Source organism: Paenibacillus rhizovicinus (assembly GCF_010365285.1).
In the GTDB taxonomy this organism is placed as follows: Bacteria; Bacillota; Bacilli; order Paenibacillales; family Paenibacillaceae; genus Paenibacillus_Z; species Paenibacillus_Z rhizovicinus.
In genome coordinates this window covers 3,824,088-3,841,363 of record NZ_CP048286.1, presented here as the reverse complement: position 1 = coordinate 3,841,363, position 17,276 = coordinate 3,824,088, and the positions used below count along the sequence as shown (strand labels likewise).

The 17,276-nt window shown below is 57.3% G+C and carries 17 protein-coding genes and 1 riboswitch; of the genes, 13 read left to right on the top strand and 4 right to left on the bottom strand.

Annotated features, from left to right (window positions below):
* Nucleotides 1–35: 35 nt before the first annotated feature.
* A complete protein-coding gene (hmpA, locus tag GZH47_RS17280) occupies nucleotides 36–1,253 on the bottom strand; it encodes an NO-inducible flavohemoprotein (protein ID WP_162641976.1) in 1,218 nt (405 codons plus the stop codon).
* Nucleotides 1,254–1,508: 255 nt separating this feature from the next.
* On the opposite strand from hmpA, the gene GZH47_RS17275 reads away from it, so the two are divergent.
* From GZH47_RS17275 to GZH47_RS17230, 10 genes are all read left to right on the top strand, one after another.
* On the top strand, nucleotides 1,509–2,507 hold the full coding sequence (locus GZH47_RS17275; RefSeq protein WP_162641973.1) for a globin-coupled sensor protein: 999 nt from the start codon (nucleotides 1,509–1,511) through the stop codon (nucleotides 2,505–2,507).
* A 174-nt stretch (nucleotides 2,508–2,681) separates the two neighbouring features.
* A riboswitch (TPP riboswitch) is annotated at nucleotides 2,682–2,785 on the top strand.
* 93 nt (nucleotides 2,786–2,878) lie between these two features.
* A complete protein-coding gene (locus GZH47_RS17270; RefSeq protein ID WP_162641971.1) occupies nucleotides 2,879–3,682 on the top strand; it encodes an ABC transporter ATP-binding protein in 804 nt (267 codons plus the stop codon).
* The gene (locus tag GZH47_RS17265; RefSeq protein ID WP_162641969.1) at nucleotides 3,654–4,442 is read left to right on the top strand and encodes an ABC transporter permease; all 789 of its coding nucleotides are present in this window, start codon (nucleotides 3,654–3,656) and stop codon (nucleotides 4,440–4,442) included. Before GZH47_RS17270 ends, GZH47_RS17265 begins: the two co-directional genes overlap by 29 nt.
* Entirely contained in the window at nucleotides 4,439–5,467 is a 1,029-nt protein-coding gene (locus GZH47_RS17260) for an ABC transporter substrate-binding protein (RefSeq protein WP_162641967.1), read from the top strand. The genes GZH47_RS17265 and GZH47_RS17260 overlap by 4 nt, the downstream gene beginning before the upstream one ends.
* Nucleotides 5,468–5,506: 39 nt before the next feature.
* Entirely contained in the window at nucleotides 5,507–6,307 is an 801-nt protein-coding gene (gene thiM, locus GZH47_RS17255) for a hydroxyethylthiazole kinase (protein ID WP_318653372.1), read from the top strand.
* A 39-nt stretch (nucleotides 6,308–6,346) separates the two neighbouring features.
* The gene (thiD, locus tag GZH47_RS17250) at nucleotides 6,347–7,171 is read left to right on the top strand and encodes a bifunctional hydroxymethylpyrimidine kinase/phosphomethylpyrimidine kinase (RefSeq protein WP_162641964.1); all 825 of its coding nucleotides are present in this window, start codon (nucleotides 6,347–6,349) and stop codon (nucleotides 7,169–7,171) included.
* Nucleotides 7,172–7,229: 58 nt separating this feature from the next.
* On the top strand, nucleotides 7,230–7,862 hold the full coding sequence (thiE, locus tag GZH47_RS17245) for a thiamine phosphate synthase (RefSeq protein WP_404823811.1): 633 nt from the start codon (nucleotides 7,230–7,232) through the stop codon (nucleotides 7,860–7,862).
* A 480-nt stretch (nucleotides 7,863–8,342) separates the two neighbouring features.
* Complete coding sequence (locus GZH47_RS17240) at nucleotides 8,343–9,911, top strand: catalase (protein WP_162641959.1); 1,569 nt, start codon at nucleotides 8,343–8,345, stop codon at nucleotides 9,909–9,911.
* Nucleotides 9,912–10,172: 261 nt separating this feature from the next.
* Nucleotides 10,173–10,748 carry a TetR/AcrR family transcriptional regulator gene (locus tag GZH47_RS17235; RefSeq protein ID WP_162641956.1) on the top strand — a complete coding sequence of 192 codons (576 nt, stop codon included), beginning with the start codon at nucleotides 10,173–10,175 and terminating at the stop codon, nucleotides 10,746–10,748.
* 139 nt (nucleotides 10,749–10,887) lie between these two features.
* On the top strand, nucleotides 10,888–11,649 hold the full coding sequence (locus tag GZH47_RS17230) for an SDR family oxidoreductase (protein ID WP_225446109.1): 762 nt from the start codon (nucleotides 10,888–10,890) through the stop codon (nucleotides 11,647–11,649).
* 237 nt (nucleotides 11,650–11,886) lie between these two features.
* Here GZH47_RS17230 and GZH47_RS17225 read toward each other — a convergent pair whose 3' ends face one another.
* Complete coding sequence (locus GZH47_RS17225; protein WP_162641954.1) at nucleotides 11,887–12,294, bottom strand: NUDIX hydrolase; 408 nt, start codon at nucleotides 12,292–12,294, stop codon at nucleotides 11,887–11,889.
* 91 nt (nucleotides 12,295–12,385) lie between these two features.
* On the opposite strand from GZH47_RS17225, the gene GZH47_RS17220 reads away from it, so the two are divergent.
* Nucleotides 12,386–13,078 (top strand): DUF6199 family natural product biosynthesis protein, encoded by a 693-nt coding sequence (locus GZH47_RS17220; protein WP_162641951.1) that lies wholly within the window; start codon nucleotides 12,386–12,388, stop codon nucleotides 13,076–13,078.
* A gap of 165 nt (nucleotides 13,079–13,243) precedes the next feature.
* Here GZH47_RS17220 and GZH47_RS17215 read toward each other — a convergent pair whose 3' ends face one another.
* Entirely contained in the window at nucleotides 13,244–14,122 is an 879-nt protein-coding gene (locus GZH47_RS17215) for a helix-turn-helix domain-containing protein (protein WP_162641949.1), read from the bottom strand.
* Between the two features lie 159 nt (nucleotides 14,123–14,281).
* Between GZH47_RS17215 and GZH47_RS17210 the strand changes: the two genes are divergently transcribed.
* The gene (locus GZH47_RS17210; protein ID WP_162641947.1) at nucleotides 14,282–15,784 is read left to right on the top strand and encodes an L-fucose/L-arabinose isomerase family protein; all 1,503 of its coding nucleotides are present in this window, start codon (nucleotides 14,282–14,284) and stop codon (nucleotides 15,782–15,784) included.
* Between the two features lie 15 nt (nucleotides 15,785–15,799).
* Nucleotides 15,800–16,120, top strand: a complete 321-nt coding sequence (locus GZH47_RS17205) for an L-rhamnose mutarotase (RefSeq protein WP_162641942.1) — start codon at nucleotides 15,800–15,802, stop codon at nucleotides 16,118–16,120.
* A gap of 94 nt (nucleotides 16,121–16,214) precedes the next feature.
* Here the strand turns inward: GZH47_RS17205 and GZH47_RS17200 are convergent, their stop codons facing one another.
* Nucleotides 16,215–17,264, bottom strand: a complete 1,050-nt coding sequence (locus GZH47_RS17200; RefSeq protein ID WP_162641939.1) for an NAD(P)/FAD-dependent oxidoreductase — start codon at nucleotides 17,262–17,264, stop codon at nucleotides 16,215–16,217.
* Nucleotides 17,265–17,276: the final 12 nt, after the last annotated feature.

Here is a 17,276-nt window from a genome sequence, read left to right as displayed (position 1 = left end):
AAGCCGAACCGCGCAAACCGGGTTTGGCGCCTGCTTTAGTCCAGCACGCCTGCGGGACCGAAGAATTCAAAATGAATATCCCCGGCGGCAACGCCCCACTCCTTCAACGCCCTATTCACCGTTTGCATGAAGGGCTGCGGACCGCAGAAGTAGAACCCCGCATCCTTCGAGGCTGCGACTTGCTTCAGCCAAGGCAGGTCGATATAGCCTTCTTTATGATAGGCCCCGGCCGCACGGTCGCGTTCCGTCGGCTCCGTATAGATCCAGTGCGCCGAGAAATTCGGCCGCTCGCTCACGATGCCCTCGACCTCGTTTCTAAACGCATGCCTATCGCCGTGCTGCGCCGCATGTATGAACGTGACGCCGCGTTCCGGCTGCTCTTCCGCCAGCGTGCGAAGCATGCTGACCATCGGCGTGAGCCCGACGCCTCCGCTGATCAGCACGACAGGACGCGCATCGGCGAGATCCAGCTTGAAATCGCCCGCCGGCGCCGAAACCGGAATCAGGCTCCCCTCTTGAACGTGCTCGTGCAGATACGTGGATACCCGGCCATCCGGATGATCCTCCGCCCCGTCTTCCCGCTTCACGGAAATGCGGTAATACGCTTCGCCCGGCGATCCCGACAGGCTGTATTGCCGGATATGGGTGTATTCGTCGCCGGGAATCTCCAGCTTAACGCCGATATACTGACCTGGCTCGAAGGCTGCGATCGCCTCTATGTCCGCGGGCTCCAGATAGAAGGAAGTAATGACATCGCTCTCCCGCACTTTCCTCGCCACTTTGAAGGGACGATATCCCTTCCATCCGCCGGGCTGGCGCTCCGCTTCCCGATACATCTCCGCTTCTACGCTAATGAACACATCCGCAATGATGCCGTATGCCTCTGCCCAAGCGCCAAGAATCGTGTCCGTGGCGGCATCGCCCAGCACGTCCTTGATCGCGCCCAGCAAATGCTCGCCGACGATCGGATAGTGCTCCGGCTTAACGCCGAGACTCCGGTGCTTATGCGCGATGCCTTTGACGACCGGCAGGATCGCCTCCAGCTTCTCGATGTTGACCGCTGCCGCGTATACTGCATTCGCCAGTGCGGCCTGCTGCCTGCCCTGTTTCTGATTCGCATGGTTGAACAGGTTCAGCAGCTCCGGATGACTTTGGAATAACCGCTCGTAGAATCGTTTCGTAATCGCCGTTCCGTGAATCTCCAGGACCGGTACGGTGGATTTGATGACCGCGATCGCTTGTTGGCTTAACATAGGAACGCCCCGCTTTCTTCTTGTTTGGAATTGACTTCAGTATAAGGCACGTCGGCGGGCCGGCCTGTGATTGCAATCACTGCGTTTGCGAACAAAGCGTGACATTCGGGATGCCCCAGTATCGCCGCAAGGCAAAATATGTAAATTATGAGAAATCGACAGCCTGCGGCCATGCACTAAAAGGGAAATGAAGGAATTTGTCGAATAAAATAAGCAAGACTACCGACCTTACACAACGAGGGAGATTTCACAGCCATGATCCAAGTGAGCGAACAACGCAAGAAGCAATTGCAGTATATCGGCATTACCGAACAGGACTTGGCGTTTCTGCACAGCAAGCGTCCCCTGTTCGAGCAAATCACGAACCAGGTCGTCGACCGGCTGTACGCGAGAATAATCGACGTTCCCGAGCTGCGGGCCATCATCGACAAGCACAGCTCGCTCGACCGGCTCAAGGAAACGCAGCGCTGGTACTTCATGTCGCTGACGGACGGCACCATCGACGAGTCGTTCATCGAGCGCCGCATCGTGATCGGCAACATTCATTCCCGGATCGGGCTGACGACGGAATGGTATTTGGGCACCTACATGCTTTACCTGGAGACGGCCGTGGAGCAGTTCCGGCAGATCGCCCCGGATTCATGGATGACGATCATTCTGGCGCTGTCCAAAATGTTCAACTTCGACTCCCAGCTCGTGCTGGAAGCGTACGAGAAAGACGAGAAGGACAAGATCCAAGCGCTCTCGGACGAGAAGCAGACGGCGCTGACGACGATCAGCCGCATCGTCCAGGAACTCTCGGCCATGATCGTGGAGCTGGGCAGCAGCAGCCAGTCCGTCGCGGACTCCGCCAACCATACGGCCGACATCCAGGACCAGGCGAACGCCAAGGTGCGCGAGCTGCAAGCCAAGATCGGGGAGATCGACAGCATCGGCTCGCTGCTGCAGGAAATATCCGACCAGAGCCAGCTGCTCGGCATTAACGCCGCCATCGAAGCGGCCCACGCGGCCGACCATGGCCGCGGCTTCGGCGTCGTCGCGAACGAAATCCGCAAGCTGGCCGCCCATTCCAAGGAGTCGCTGGTGACCGTCCGGGAGAAGCTGCAAGAAATTACGGGCGTCATCGGCGAGGTCATGCAGGATGCCGAACGCACCTCCACGCTGGCGCGCGATCAAGCGGCAAGCTCCCAGGAGCTGACGTCCTTCGTGCAAATGATCGAGACGATCACGCAGGAGCTGGAACACATCCGATAGTTCGTTTCGCGCAGCCGCCTGTCGGCGAGCGCATCCGCAACGTGCGGCGCCCCGCTCTCTCTAGCAGAGGCGGGGCTTTTCGCCATAGCGCTTCCTATAATTGCTCCTGGATGCGGACGCTATTCTTTTCCTTCCAGGCCCATTGTGCTATAGTTGAAGGTAACCGAATACCCGTTTATTCACTAGGGGAGTCTGATGACTGAGACGCGAATCCGATTCGCGGACCCTTGGAACCTGATCTGGGTGATGCCAGCGTAGGGAAGTGGATGGAAACCGATCCGATACGCGATTTGCGTACGAATACCGGAACCTGCCCATTCCTGCTGGAAGCTGGGGCGGGTTTTTATTTTGTCTACGAGGAGGTGCGCGTAATGGCGTCCCTATTATCGCTGCGCGACATCACTTTTGCTTTCGGTCGCGGCGGCGGGCGCGGCCGTGCCAGCGACGGCGACGGCGGTCTGTTCTCCGGCCTGTCGCTGGACGTTGGCGAGGGCGAATTCGTCTCCGTCATCGGCGCCAGCGGTTCAGGCAAAAGCACGCTGTTCAAGCTGGTCGCCGGCCTGCTCGAACCGATCGGCGGCGAATTGACGCTCTACGGCGAGCCTGCGCCCGAGCGGCTAGGCAAAGTCGGCTACATGCCGCAGCGGGATCTGCTGCTTCCATGGCGGACCGTCATGGACAATTGCCTGCTGCCGCTCGAACTGGCGAAGCACGGCCAAGGCAAGGGCGGTGCCGCCGAAGTCCGGAAACTGCTCGGACTTCTGGGCCTCGAAGGCTGTGAGCACGCCTACCCGGCCGAATTGTCGGGCGGCATGCGGCAGCGCGTCGCGTTTCTGCGCACGCTGATGACAGGCCGGCCGCTGCTGCTGCTCGACGAGCCGTTCGGCGCGCTCGACGCCATGACCAAGCGGGAGCTGCACCAGTGGCTGCTCGGGCTGTGGGGCGGCTTGAACAAGAGCGTCCTGTTCATCACGCATGATCTGGAAGAAGCCATCCTGCTGAGCGACCGCATCTATCTGATGCCGGCAGCCGGCAGCGGCCAGGCTTTGCTGGAGCTGCGCGTGGAGCTTCCGCGGCCGAGAGCGAACAGCATGAAATACGAGCCTGAATTCATTCGATTCAGGCAGGAATTGGAGCGGCTGCTGGATGCGCAACAAACGCACGACGTTCATTAACCTGCTGATCGGGCAGTACGGTCTGTTCCTGCTGCTGCTGATCGCCCTGCTCAGCGCCTGGGAATGCAGCGTCCGGCTCGGCTGGATACCGTTCTTCATCCTGCCCGCCCCGACGTCCATCGTCCATGCGCTCGGCGAAGACGCGGATCTGCTCTTCGGACGGCATCTCGCCGCCACGGCACTGGAATCCGCGCTCGGATTCCTGCTCTCCGTCTGCGTCGGTTCTCTGCTCGCCGTCGGCATGCACATGTACCGCACGCTGAACAAGGCCTTATATCCGTTCGTTATCGTCAGCCAGACCATACCGCTCATCGCGCTGTCGCCGGTCTTCATCATGTGGTTCGGATACACGATCTGGAGCAAGATCGCCGTCGTCTTCCTGACCGCGTTCTTCCCGATCGTCGTCAGCACGTACGACGGGCTTGGCAAAGGCGATGCCGGCTACAAGGAGCTGCTGCTCACGATGGGCGCAAGAAGATGGGCGATTTTCCGCAAGATCCACGTCCCGCTCGCGCTGCCTTCGTTCTTCTCCGGCCTTAAGCTGTCCGTCGTCTACAGCGTCGTCGGCGCGACGATCGGCGAATGGCTCGGCGGCAGCGAAGGACTCGGCTATTTCAGCCGGCGCATGTCCAGCAGCCTGAAGACGGACGCGATGTTCGCGTCGGTGTTTCTGCTATCGGCGCTCGGCATTGTTTTCTTCCTGCTTATTGCTTTCGTCGAACACCTTATGCTTCGTAAGAGAAGGATGGATCATACATGACAAAACCAATCGTAACGGCGCTTCTTGCCGCATCGCTGTTCTTGCTGAGCGGCTGCGGATCATCGAATTCTTCGGATGCGACGAATACATCGGACGCCGGAAACGGCAATGCCGGCAAACCGCTTCAGAAAATCTCGCTCATGCTGGACTGGTATCCCAACGCCGTGCATTCTTTTCTCTACGCCGCGCAGGATGAGGGCTATTTCGCCAAAGCGGGCCTGGATGTCGACATCCAAATGCCTGCCGACACGAACGATGCGCTCAAGCTCGTCGCCGCCGGCAAAATCGACCTGGCGCTCACCTACCAGCCGCAGGTGCTGATGGCACGCGGAGAGAACATTCCCGTGAAATCCATTGCCGCGATCGTGCGCCATCCGCTCAACCATCTGATGGTAGCGGCTGACAGCGGCATTCAATCGCCGAAGGACTTGGCCGGCAAGACGGTCGGATTCTCCTCCATCCCGTTGTACGAGGCGATGGCCCGCACCATGATCAAGCAGGACGGCGGCGACCCCGACAAGGCGAAAATGGTCGACGTCGGCTACGACTTGATCCCTTCCATCGCGACGGGCAAAGTGGACGCCATCATCGGCGGCTTCATTAACCATGAACAGCTGCTGCTGGCCAAGGAGGGCCATCCTGTTACTTCGCTTGATCCCGCCGCATACGGCGTGCCGGATTATTACGAGCTTGTGCTGGCCGCGAGCGATGACGGCCTGAAGGACAAGAAGGATCTGCTGACCAAATTCGTAACTGCCGCCGCCGAAGGACAGCAGTACGTCGCGGATCATCCGGACGAAGCGCTCGCGACGCTGATGAAGCACGAGGACAAGAACTCCCCGCTCGATGCCGACATCGAGAAACAGAGCTTGCAAATTCTGCTGCCTCTCATGACGGATCAAGGCCAGCCTTTCGGCTCGCAGGATCCCGCTTCCTGGGACAGCGTGCAGACGTGGCTCAAGGATAATAGCCTGCTTACGACAGGCGTAACCGCTAGCGATGCCTATGTGAATCTAACAAAGTAAGTGAATCTAACCATCTAAATCACTAAGGGGGAATTATCAATGTCTTATCTCGATCTGGTCCGCTCCCGCAATCCGCTCGTTCACAATATTACCAACTGGGTGGTAACAGGTTTTACCGCCAACGGCTTGCTTGCCATGGGCGCCTCGCCGATCATGGCCTATGCGCATGAGGAAGTCGCTGATGTCGCTAAGATTTCCAGCGCCGTGCTGCTGAACATGGGGACGCTGGACGCGTCCGTCGTGCAGTCCATCCTGCTGGCCGGCAAGTCGGCTAACGCTCATGGCGTTCCTGTCGTCTTCGATCCCGTGGGCGCAGGCGCGACGCCTTACCGGACGGAAGCCGCACGGCAAATCGTGCGCGAAGTGAAGCTGACCGCGCTGCGCGGCAACGTGGCCGAAGTGGCCAACGTCGTCGGCGAGAGCTGGTCGATCAAAGGCGTCGACGCCGGCGCCGGCGAAGGCGACGTTACCGCGCTGGCCGTTCGAGCGGCGCGGAAGCTCGGCTGCCTGGTCGTCATCACGGGCAAGGACGATGTCGTTACCGACGGCGAGACAACGTTCGTCGTCAGCAACGGGCATCCCATTCTAACGCAAGTGACGGGCACGGGTTGCCTGCTTGGCTCCGTGATCGGCGCCTTCCTGGCCGCGGCCGGGGAGCCCTCGGCACAGCTTGAAGCAGCTGCCGAAGCGCTCGCCTTCTACGGCGTCGCGGCGGAGCTCGCCTATGCGGCGACGGAAGGCCGGGGGCCCGGCAGCTTCCAGATCGAATTCCTGAACCAGCTCGCGCTGGTGACATCCGATATACTGAAAGAGAAAGCCGCTATCGCCAAGCTGGCCTAGTGCTGCGCCGCAGCGGCGGCAAAGGAGGAATAACACATCATGACTACCATCTATAGAGCACTCACGATCGCAGGCTCCGACAGCGGCGGCGGCGCAGGCATTCAAGCCGACTTGAAGACGTTCCAGGAGCTCGGCGTTTACGGCATGTCAGCCCTGACCGCCGTTACTGCGCAGAATACGCTCGGCGTCCACGGCGTATACCCGCTTGAGCCCGCTGCTGTCGCCGCGCAGCTGGACGCGATCGGGACGGATCTGCAGCCGGACGCGGTGAAGACCGGCATGCTGTTCAGCTCCGAGATTATCCGCACCGTAGCGGAGAAAGTCGAGCACTACGGATGGCGGCAGCTCGTCATCGATCCCGTTATGGTCGCCAAAGGCGGCTCGCAGCTGCTGCTGCGGGAGGCGGTCGAGGCGCTCATTAAGCATCTGCTTCCGCTCGCGCTCGTCACGACGCCGAACATTCCCGAGGCCGAAATGCTGACGGGCATGTCGATTACGAGCATGCAGGAACGGGAAACAGCCGCGAAGGCGCTCGTAGAAATGGGCTCGCGCTACGCGCTGATTAAAGGCGGCCACGGCGCTCCGGACGAGCCGATGGTCGATTTGCTTTACGACGGCCAATCGTTCTCGTATCTCGAGAGTAAGCGGATCGACACGCGGCATACGCATGGAACGGGCTGCACGTATTCTGCCGCGATCACCGCGGAGCTTGCGCAGGGCCGAACCGTTGCCGAGGCGATGCGCACGGCCAAAGACTTCATTCAAGCCGCGATCGAAGACGGGCTTGGGATCGGGGCCGGACACGGGCCGACGAACCATTTTGCCTATCAGCGCAGACGGAGGGGTGAATCGCATGTCCGATAGACATGGGGACGGCGTCCGCCGCGTATCCGATAGACAAGAAGACGGGGTCCGCCGCGCCATGGGCGTGTACTTGATCATGGGGAGCACGAACGTTCCCGCCGGCATCGATCCTGAGGATCTGCTGAGGGAAGCGATCGAAGGCGGCATTACGTGCTTCCAGTTCCGCGAGAAAGGTTCCGGTTCGCTGGCCGGCGAAGCGAAGCTGGAACTGGCGAAACGGCTGCAGGCCGTCTGCCGGGAACACGGCATCCCGTTCATCGTCAATGACGACATCAGCCTGGCGGTCGTGCTCAAAGCGGACGGCGTCCACGTCGGCCAGGACGACGAGCCTGCAGCCGAGATCCGCGCACGGATCGGAGCCGAAGCGATCATCGGCGTATCCGCGCATACCGTGGCGGAAGCGCGGAAGGCACTGGCCGACGGCGCCGATTACTTGGGCATCGGCCCCATCTACCCCACCGGCTCCAAACCCGACGCCAAAGTGCCGCAGGGCACGCGGCTGCTGGAAGAGCTGCGCGATGCCGGCATCACGGTACCGCTCGTCGGCATCGGCGGCATTACGCCGGACAACGCATCGGCGGTGATTGCAGCCGGAGCGGACGGCGTATCCGTCATCTCGGCCATTACGCTCGCGCCTTCCGTGCGGGATGCCGCTCGGCAGCTGGCCGATGCGGCTGGCATCGTGAAGTAAGCGCATTTGCGCGGTCTGGCGGTGCACGGCTTGGCGCTGCGCTGCAAGGTGCAGGGCTTTCAAATGAGGAGCAGAACATGGGGCGTATCCTACGGATCCCACCCATGTTCTGCTCCTCATTCACTTCTTCGAGCATCCCATTGAATCCCCGCTCATCACCTGCATCCCTATCCTGAATCCCGTTCAAATCGCGGCTTTTGCCAATAGCAAAATTAAGTCCGTGCAACTGCTGCCACTGCAGGAATTCCAGCTCATTCTGGCCCATTTCGTACAAAAACCCGTCGACAGCTACTCGCACGTCATTTTCTACGATTTCTAGTACAAAACACGGCGACACCTGACCGCGGCAGATAAGCCGCAGCAATCCACCGGGAACGGCGTCCTCCGCCGAACGACCGATTACCGTTTTCCGGTATAATTGCCATTTCAATAGCGCACAGTAATTGCTGGACAATCTTGAGAAAGGTGGCAGCAATCCTTATGGAAAACGACATAAAAGACGATATGACGCTAACGAACCGCCAGGGTCATCCGATTTCGGACAATCAAAATATCCGCACGATCGGCAGCCGCGGCCCTTCGACGCTGGAAAATTACCATTTTATCGAGAAGATCTCCCACTTTGACCGGGAACGCATCCCGGAACGCGTCGTGCATGCACGCGGCGCCGGCGCTCACGGGTATTTCGAGGCCTATGGCAAAGTCGGCGATGAGGCAGTATCGAAGTATACGCGGGCGAAGCTTTTTCAAGAAGAAGGCAAGCAGACGCCCGTATTCGTCCGCTTCTCGACCGTCGTGCACGGCGGCCATTCGCCGGAGACGCTCCGCGATCCGCGCGGCTTCGCCGTGAAGTTCTACACCGAGGACGGCAACTGGGACCTCGTCGGCAACAACCTGAAGATTTTCTTCATTCGCGATCCGCTTAAATTCCCCGACATGGTGCATTCGTTCAAGCCTGATCCCGTCACGAATCTGTCCGATCCGGAGCGGATGTTCGACTTCCTCTCCGGCACCCCGGAAGCGACGCATATGGTCACGTTCCTGTTCTCGCCTTGGGGGATTCCGGCCAACTACCGGCAAATGCAAGGCTCCGGCGTCAATACATACAAATGGGTGAACAAAGACGGCGAAGCAATGCTGGTCAAGTACCACTGGGAGCCGCTGAAGCACGGCATCAAGAACTTGCGGCAGAACGAAGCCGATGCCATTCAAGGGATGAACACGAGCCATGCGACGCAGGATTTGTATGAGGCGATCGAACGCGGCGACTATCCGGAGTGGGAGCTGAGCGTTCAGCTGATGACCGACGACGAGCATACCGAGCTGGATTACGATCCGCTCGACCCGACGAAGCTGTGGGATCAAGCGCAGTTCCCCTTCCTCCCCGTCGGCAAAATGGTGCTCGACCGCAATCCGGAGAACTATTTCGCCGAAGTGGAGCAAGCGGCGTTCGGAACCGGCGTGCTCGTGGACGGACTCGACTTCTCCGACGACAAGCTGCTGCAGGGCCGGACGTTCTCCTACTCCGATACGCAGCGATACCGGGTCGGCACGAACTACTTGCAATTGCCGATCAACGCGCCGAATGCGCCGGTGGCCACGAACCAGCGCGACGGGCAGATGACCCTCATGGTCGATAGCGCGCACGGGCAAAGTCCGCATGTCAACTACGAGCCTTCCACGCTTGGCGGGCTGAAAGAAGCGCCGCCGGAAGGCAAAGAGCATCAGCCGGCCTACGACGCGAAGCTCGTTCGCCAGAAGCTGGAACGGCCGAACGACTTCAAGCAGGCCGGCGAAACGTTCCGGCAGTTCGAGGATTGGGAGCGCGACGAGCTGATCCACAATTTGGTCGATGCCCTGAAAGTGTGCGCGCCGCAAATTCAGGAGACGATGGTCGGCTATTTCACGCAAGCCGACGCGGACTATGGCAAGCGGGTAGCCGACGGTCTGGCGAAAGCCAGCGTGGATACGTCCCACATCGCATCGGTATCGCTGCGCGAAGGCGCGGAGATGGCCGAGCACTCCGGACAGAAGACCGACGGTTACTAAGTACTAGACCTGGGCCGTACAACTGTGTTGATAATAAAACATTGGACTGGACCCAAAAAAAGAACCAGCAGCAGCCATGGACGGGAAAATACATTGTCCCATTCTTCACTCTGGCCAAAGTAAGCAGGCTGCCGATCAGTCTCTCGGCAGTCTGTTATCGTTGAACTATCGTCTCAAAACCATTCTTTACTGATCGTTCCCAATATGATAATATGAATTTGCGGACAAGAGCTAAGGTAGCACAAGGATGTGAGCATGATCATGGCGAGAAGCAAAGAGTTTGAACTCAACGTGGTATTAGACAAGGCAATGGACATATTCTGGCGGCAAGGCTACGAAAAAACCTCCATACAGGAGCTTGTCGACGGCATGGGTATTCACAGAAGAAGCTTGTATGATACGTTCGGAGACAAGCATCAGTTATTTATGGATGTCTTGAACCGATATAATTCGATTTCGAATTCAAATATTACTAATCGCATTTATCGATCAAATTCTGCCAAAGAGGCCATCAGGCAGTTGTTTGAAATGCTAATCGGTTTTGAAGAGAATCAACCCAAGGGCTGTTTAATAGTAAACACGGCCGTTGAGCTGTCGCTGCTCGATCCGGAAGTGGCAGTTAAAATTCAGGAACAATTCTATGCTTCAGAGCAATTGTTTTATGACTTGCTGGCGGGCGGTCAGCACAAGGGAGAAATTCCCGAACATTATGATGCCATGGACCTTTCCCTCTATCTGCATAATGCTTGGGTCGGACTGCGTGTAATGGTTAAAACGACAGAAGACAAAGAGAAACTGAACAGCATTATAAATACTACTTTAGCATTCCTGGGATAATTTTTTTTTGACATAATTAGAACGATCGTTCTCGAAACAATTCAAAGCAGTATCCATTAAAGGATGTGATGCCAATCCTAATCATCATCAAGGCTAGGTCAAAGGAATGGAAAAATCAATTTTAAAGGAGAATTTAAAAATGATTACAACCGCGTACAATATGAATGGCAAGGTTGCTTTTATAACCGGAGGAAATCGTGGGATTGGATTGGAAACGGCACGGCAATTAGGTGAGCTTGGCGCCACAGTCGTTATTGGGTCACGCGATCTGGAGAAAGGTAAGGTTGCCGCGGATACGCTCCGTTCAGAGGGAATCCAAGCGGAATGTATCAAATTGGACGTGAAGCTGGCCGAGGACCTTCAAGCTGCTTACACTTTCTTTGAACAGCGGTACGGCAAGCTTGATATGTTGATTAATAATGCTGGGATACAGATAGAGATTGAAGATCTTGCGCCCATTAATGAAACAAGTACCGTTTCGCCGGCCGTTATGCGCGAAACCTTCGATGCCAATTTCTTCAGCATGGTTGAATTAACTCAACTACTGCTGCCGTTGATTCGCAAATCGTCTGCAGGAAGAATTGTAAATGTATCCAGTGCGCTTGGTTCGAATACCCTTCATGCCAATCCCGATGCTCAAATTTACGATGTCAAGCTTCTTGCTTACGATTCCTCGAAGGCGGCAATGAACACCTTTACGACTCATCTTGCACATGAGCTTAAGGATACACCAATTAAAGTGAATTCTGCTTATCCGGGCTGGGTGAAGACTCCAATGGGCGGTAAATACGCTGATATGGATCTTGAAGATGGCGGTAAGACAAGTGTGATGCTTGCCACGTTGCCTTCGGACGGACCGACGGGCAAGTTTTATCATATGGACACAGAGCTCCCTTGGTAAGAGAGAAAACAAATAAACGTGTTAATGCGGCGAGCGCTTTTCCCAATAACGGGAGCGCGCTCGCCTGATGTTATTGGATGTCTAATCCTTTCTTTTCACAGAACAACAACCGCAGCCACGACAACAAAGCCTGCAAACACCCGGCAAGAACGGGATCAATCCCGTCCTCCGGAGCGCATGCAGGCTTTTTCGTGTTTTTCCGCGTGTTCTTTTGCCGCTTATTTTGCCAAGTAATCCTCAGTTCAACACGCCGCTCATCTTCACTTGTTCAATCATATGTCCGATATTGCCTTCGCCCGCGAATAAGGCCATGTCGAAGAAGTCCTGATTCAAATCGGACCAGTACAGCTCGTTCTCGTCTCCTGCAACCTCAACATCGCCATTCAATTTTCCCGCATACACCTCGACGTAACAGTCCTGATAATAGTATTTGAAATCCATCAGGTGGCGCAGCGTTATTTGGTCCCGCGAAATGTTCGTTTCCTCATATAGCTCCCGGTAAGCGGCGTCCATCCCCGACTCGCCCGGCTCGATTTTGCCGCCGACCAAGTTCCGCAGCCCTTTGTAGGGCTCCTTCAATCGCATGCACATTAATAGCCGATCCATATCCGAATTGTAAATCATGAGTACGTTGTATCCTTGCATACTCCCGCAACCGCCTCTCTAATTGAACGTACAATGGATAGAACAGAAAGGATGAACGCATATTCCTACCCGATCGGCTGTATCCCGACTATTGAAAACGCCCAGCTTTATTTTCTTCTCCATCGTGCTCCTCGTGTCCATCTTGACCGGCGTCCTATCGAAGCCCTACTTCACGGACCGCGTATTCTACCTACACGAGGACGTATACAAATTCGCCGGCGCACAAGAGCAAGACCAGCTCATTACCTACCATAGCAGCATGGCCGAACCGATCCAAGTCCGAATCGACGACGAGCTGCACCGGACGGTCGTCATCGGCAAGCAATCCTATTCCATTGCGGACAAAACCGCTAATTTCTCGACCAGCTACCGCGTGACCTACCCGAACGGACATACCTACAAGGTCGAGGACAACGCCGGCTTGTTGCTGAGCTATGACGACAAAGGCAATTTCCTCATCTACAACGAAGTATACATCGGCGGCGAACGGGTCCCGCAGCCGGGCGAAGAGGACTTCCCGCCGTCGGCGCTCGTAACCGCGGCTTACCCGGATTACCATATTAAACGCGGCATGCCCGGATTCCTGTTTCTTGCGCTCGGCATGCTGATCTACGGCTGGTGCGGGTTTCAATACCGCAAATTCCAAGACTGGACGTTCCGTCTCTCGCCCCAGCGGCTCAACTATGTCGATCCCGAACCGAGCGACTTTTATTATTTCATGTGCAAGGTCGGCGGTCTTGCCGTGATGGCCGGCGCCGTCTTCATCGCCTTCAAAGCGTTCTAACCGCACGCGGGCGTACTCGAGCCCTGCTGCATGCGTCAACCGGCATGCAGCATGCGACAGCTAGAGCTAGCAGCTAGCGGCCACCAGCAACCAACCGCCCGGCAATCCGGGCGGTTTTTCGTTTGCAACGCAGCGCTCACGGCACGGCCGTTCCCGGACTCTGCGCTATGCAAGCGTCCATTTCTTCCGGAAAGCTAACGGCGTGACCCCCTCCCGCGCTTTGAACAGGTTAATGAAATGGCTGACGTTGTCGACGCCGACCTCCTCTGCGATCGCAGCCACGGGCAGTGCCGAATATTTCAAGAGCTCCTTCGCCCTCACGATCCGAAGGTAGATCAAGTACTCGTTCGGCGACATGCCGATATGCCTCTTGAACTCCCGGATGAGATGGTATTTGCTGACCGCGAACGACTTGGCCAGCTCGTCCAGACGGATCGTCTCCGTGCAGCGGCGTTCCAGCTCCCGAATCATATCCGCCAAGTAAGCGGGCGGAGCCGCCTTGGCATCGGACGCTTGGACATGTGCCGACATCACGAGCTCCGTGGCCAAGTCGGTGAGCAGCTGGGCGCCAAGCAGCTCGGTGTGGACGGTCTTCTGCTCCTGGAGTTGAACGAGCTGCCGCAGATAGCCGAGTACGGGCGAATCTGTCTGCAGCTGCAGCAGCGGGTCGCCTTTCTTCGAATAGGCGTCGTAATAGTGCCGGCTGGCCCCGCCGTAGAAATGAACCCAAGCGAACTCCCACGGCTCGCTTCCCGTCGCCCGATAATGCTGATGCGCCATGCAGTCGATGAAGAACAGCGACTGCGCGCCGAGCGCGTGCGCATGACCGCCGTATTCGAGCCTTCCCTCGCCGGAAACGGTGAAGACGATCAGATAAGAGGGCAAACGATGCCGCTCCGTAAAATAAGGCGGGTTCGTCCAGAAGTAACCGGCTTCCTGAACGTACATCAGCGACGATTTGGCTTCCATGCTGGGCGAGGAGATAAGACGAACGGAATTGTTGCTCCAGCTATGCGAGGCCTTCTCCATATAACGTTCCGGCATGCATGCACGTCCCTTCTTCCCTTTTCCCCATTATCGGCTACGTCAGGAACGAATAGCAAGATACTGTTATTTTGAAGCAATATTTCGCGATGTAGTACTGAACGGAAGCGGTTACAATTGGGGTATGAATCTAGTATTTTCACATCGGAGGTGCTTGTTATGACGCTGCTTACCCCCATTAAGCCCAGCAAAAAAGCAAGAATCGGCCTATACTCCATCGGCCTTGAAGCCTACTGGCCCCAATTCCCCGGACTCCGGGAGCGGCTCATCGAATATGGCAGCCACTTAGAACGGCAAATGTCGCAGCATGGCGAAGTCTTTAATTTCGGGCTCGTCGATTCCGAAGGCAAGGGGCGGGAAGCCGGCGAGTGGTTCAACGAGAAGAACGTGGATCTGGTCTTCTGCCATTCGGCGACCTATTCCACCAGCTCCACCGTGCTGCCCGTTCACCAGATTTGCTCCAAGCCCGTCATCGTGCTTAATCTGCAGCCGACCGCCAGGATCAACTACCAGGATTCGACGACCGGGGAATGGCTTGCGCACTGCGGCGCATGTCCGGTGCCGGAAATCGCCAACGCCTTCAATCGGGCCGGCATACGCTTTCGCGTCATCAACGGCCTGCTCGGACTCGACTATACGCCGCCGCATTCCTTGACGGACGAAGTGACGAACAACCGGGTCGAGGCCGTTCGGGCGATGCGCGAGGTACGGGAATGGATTCAGGCGGCGGGCGTCGTTCGCTCGCTGCGTTACGCGCGGTTCGGGTTCCTTGGCAATACGTACAGCGGGATGCTCGATATGTACAGCGATTTTACGATGATGCAAGCCCAGCTCGGCCTGCACGTGGAAATGCTCGAGATGTGCGATCTGGACCGATTCCTGAAGGAAGTAACGCCGGAGGAGGTCAAAGCGAAGCTGGACGAGGTCTATGAAATGTTCGAGATCAGCGGCGACTCCCCTTCCGACCCGATCGCGAGGAAGCCCACGCAGGAGCAGCTGGAATGGTCCGCGGCGGTCGCGGTCGCGCAGGAAAAGCTCGTTCGCGCGTATGACCTGGATGCGCTGACGTACTACTACCACGGACAGGACGGCAATCCGTACGAGCAGCTGCAATCCGGCTTCATCGTCGGCCATTCCCTGCTGACCGCGCGCGGTATCCCTTGCTCGGGCGAGGGGGATTTGAAGACCGCCGTCGGGATGAAAATCTGCGATATTCTCGGCGCGGGCGGCAGTTACTCGGAGATCGTCGTCGTCGATTACATCGATGAAACGATTTTGCTCGGCCATGACGGGCCGTTCCACATCGCGATTGCCGAAGGAAAGCCGATTCTGCGCGGCATGGGACTGTATCACGGGAAAAAGGGAACCGGCGTTTCGGTAGAAGCGAAGGTGCGGCGCGGCGCAGTCACGACCGTTAATATCACGCAAACCGGCGATGGCCGATTAGGCATGATTATTAGCGAAGGGGAAGCGACGGACGGGCCGATCATGCAAATCGGGAACACCCAGACGCATGTGAAGTTTTCTGTTCACCCCGATGAATACATGGAGAAGTGGTTCGCGCAAGCACCGACGCATCACTGCGCCATCGCGGTCGGCAATCAGGCGTCCCAGCTGAAGAAAGTGGCGGAGCTGCTTCAAATGCGAAGTGTAATTCTATAAAAGGGAGTGTAGACGATGCAGCGTATTTCCTTTGTTCTGCAAATTGACGAGCGTAACCGTGAAGCGTACATCCAGCGGCATAAGCAGGTTGATCCGGAGCTGCTTCAAGCGTTTCAGGAGGTTGGCATTCGCACGTACAGCATCTTCCTGGACGGCGGGAAGCTATTCGCCTACATGGAAGTCGAGAACTACGAGCAGGCGATGGCGAAGCTGAGCGTCCACCCGGCCAATATCCGCTGGCAGCAATTCATGTCGGATTTGCTGTTGAAGCATACCGATGGGGAGATCGTACGGGATATTCCGGAAGTGTTTTATTTCGGGGCGAAGGAAGAATAGCGTCTCTCTCTTGAAAAGCTGCCGGCTTCGGCAGCTTTTTGTCATTCTCGGCGGCGCTACTGGCCCGCTCGATCCAACGGGCGCCGGCGGCACCTTATTTGACCAGCTGCTTCACCAGCTCGCGGTTGCGCTCCTTGAACTTATCGTTATGCGACGACACCATCGCGAACTTCTCGGCATCCGGCTGGATGAATTGCTTCGCCCTGTTCACGGCATTCGCCGCATCCTGGAACGCGCCGGCTATGAGATGCAGCTTGCCGTCATGCATGAGGATGTCGCCCGCCGCGTACAGCCCCGGCACGGAAGATTCGCTGCCTACGCTCCCGGACACATAGAAGTCTTCCAGCATCTCGATGTTCAGATCGCTCGATTGCAGCAGCGTCGAATCGCGGTCGTAGCCGTGATTAATGACGATTTCTTCCGCTTCCACGGTCGTCACTTCGCCCGTTTGGTGGTTCGTCAACTCCACGCGCTCGATCGTCTCGTGATTGCCGCTTGCGATCAGCTTCGTGATCGAGGAATGGAAGACGACCTGCGCAGAGCTGTTCAAGAGCTGCTGCACCTGTGCTTCATGTCCGTTCAGCCCGCCCTTGCGGTAAACGACGATGACCTGCTTGGCGACCGGCTCCAGCTCGTTCGCCCAATCGACGGCGGAGTTGCCGCCCCCGGACACGAGAACCGTCTTATCCTTGAAGGTGCGCAGCGATTTGACCGTATAATGCAAATTGCCGACCTCGAACCGCTCCGCGCCCTCGATATCGAGCTTCGTCGGATTGAGGATGCCGCTGCCGACCGCGACGATGACGGTCTTCGAGTAATGAATCGCGCCGGAAGTCGTCCGCAATTCGAAAATCCCTTCCGCGTTGCGGGCGATCGCTTCCACCTTCTCGTTCAACACGACTTCAGGACCGAAGGTCAGCCCCTGTTCCACCAGCTGTTCGATCAGCTTGGCTCCCGGGATGGGCGTGAGCCCGCCGATATCCCAAATCATTTTCTCCGGATAAACATGCACCTTGCCGCCGAGCTGCGGCTGGAACTCGATAATCTTCGTTCTCATTTCTCTCAATCCGCTATAAAAAGCCGAGTATAGGCCCGCCGGCCCGCCCCCGATAATGGTGACATCGAATAGATCCGATCCGTTCATGATGGCCGATCC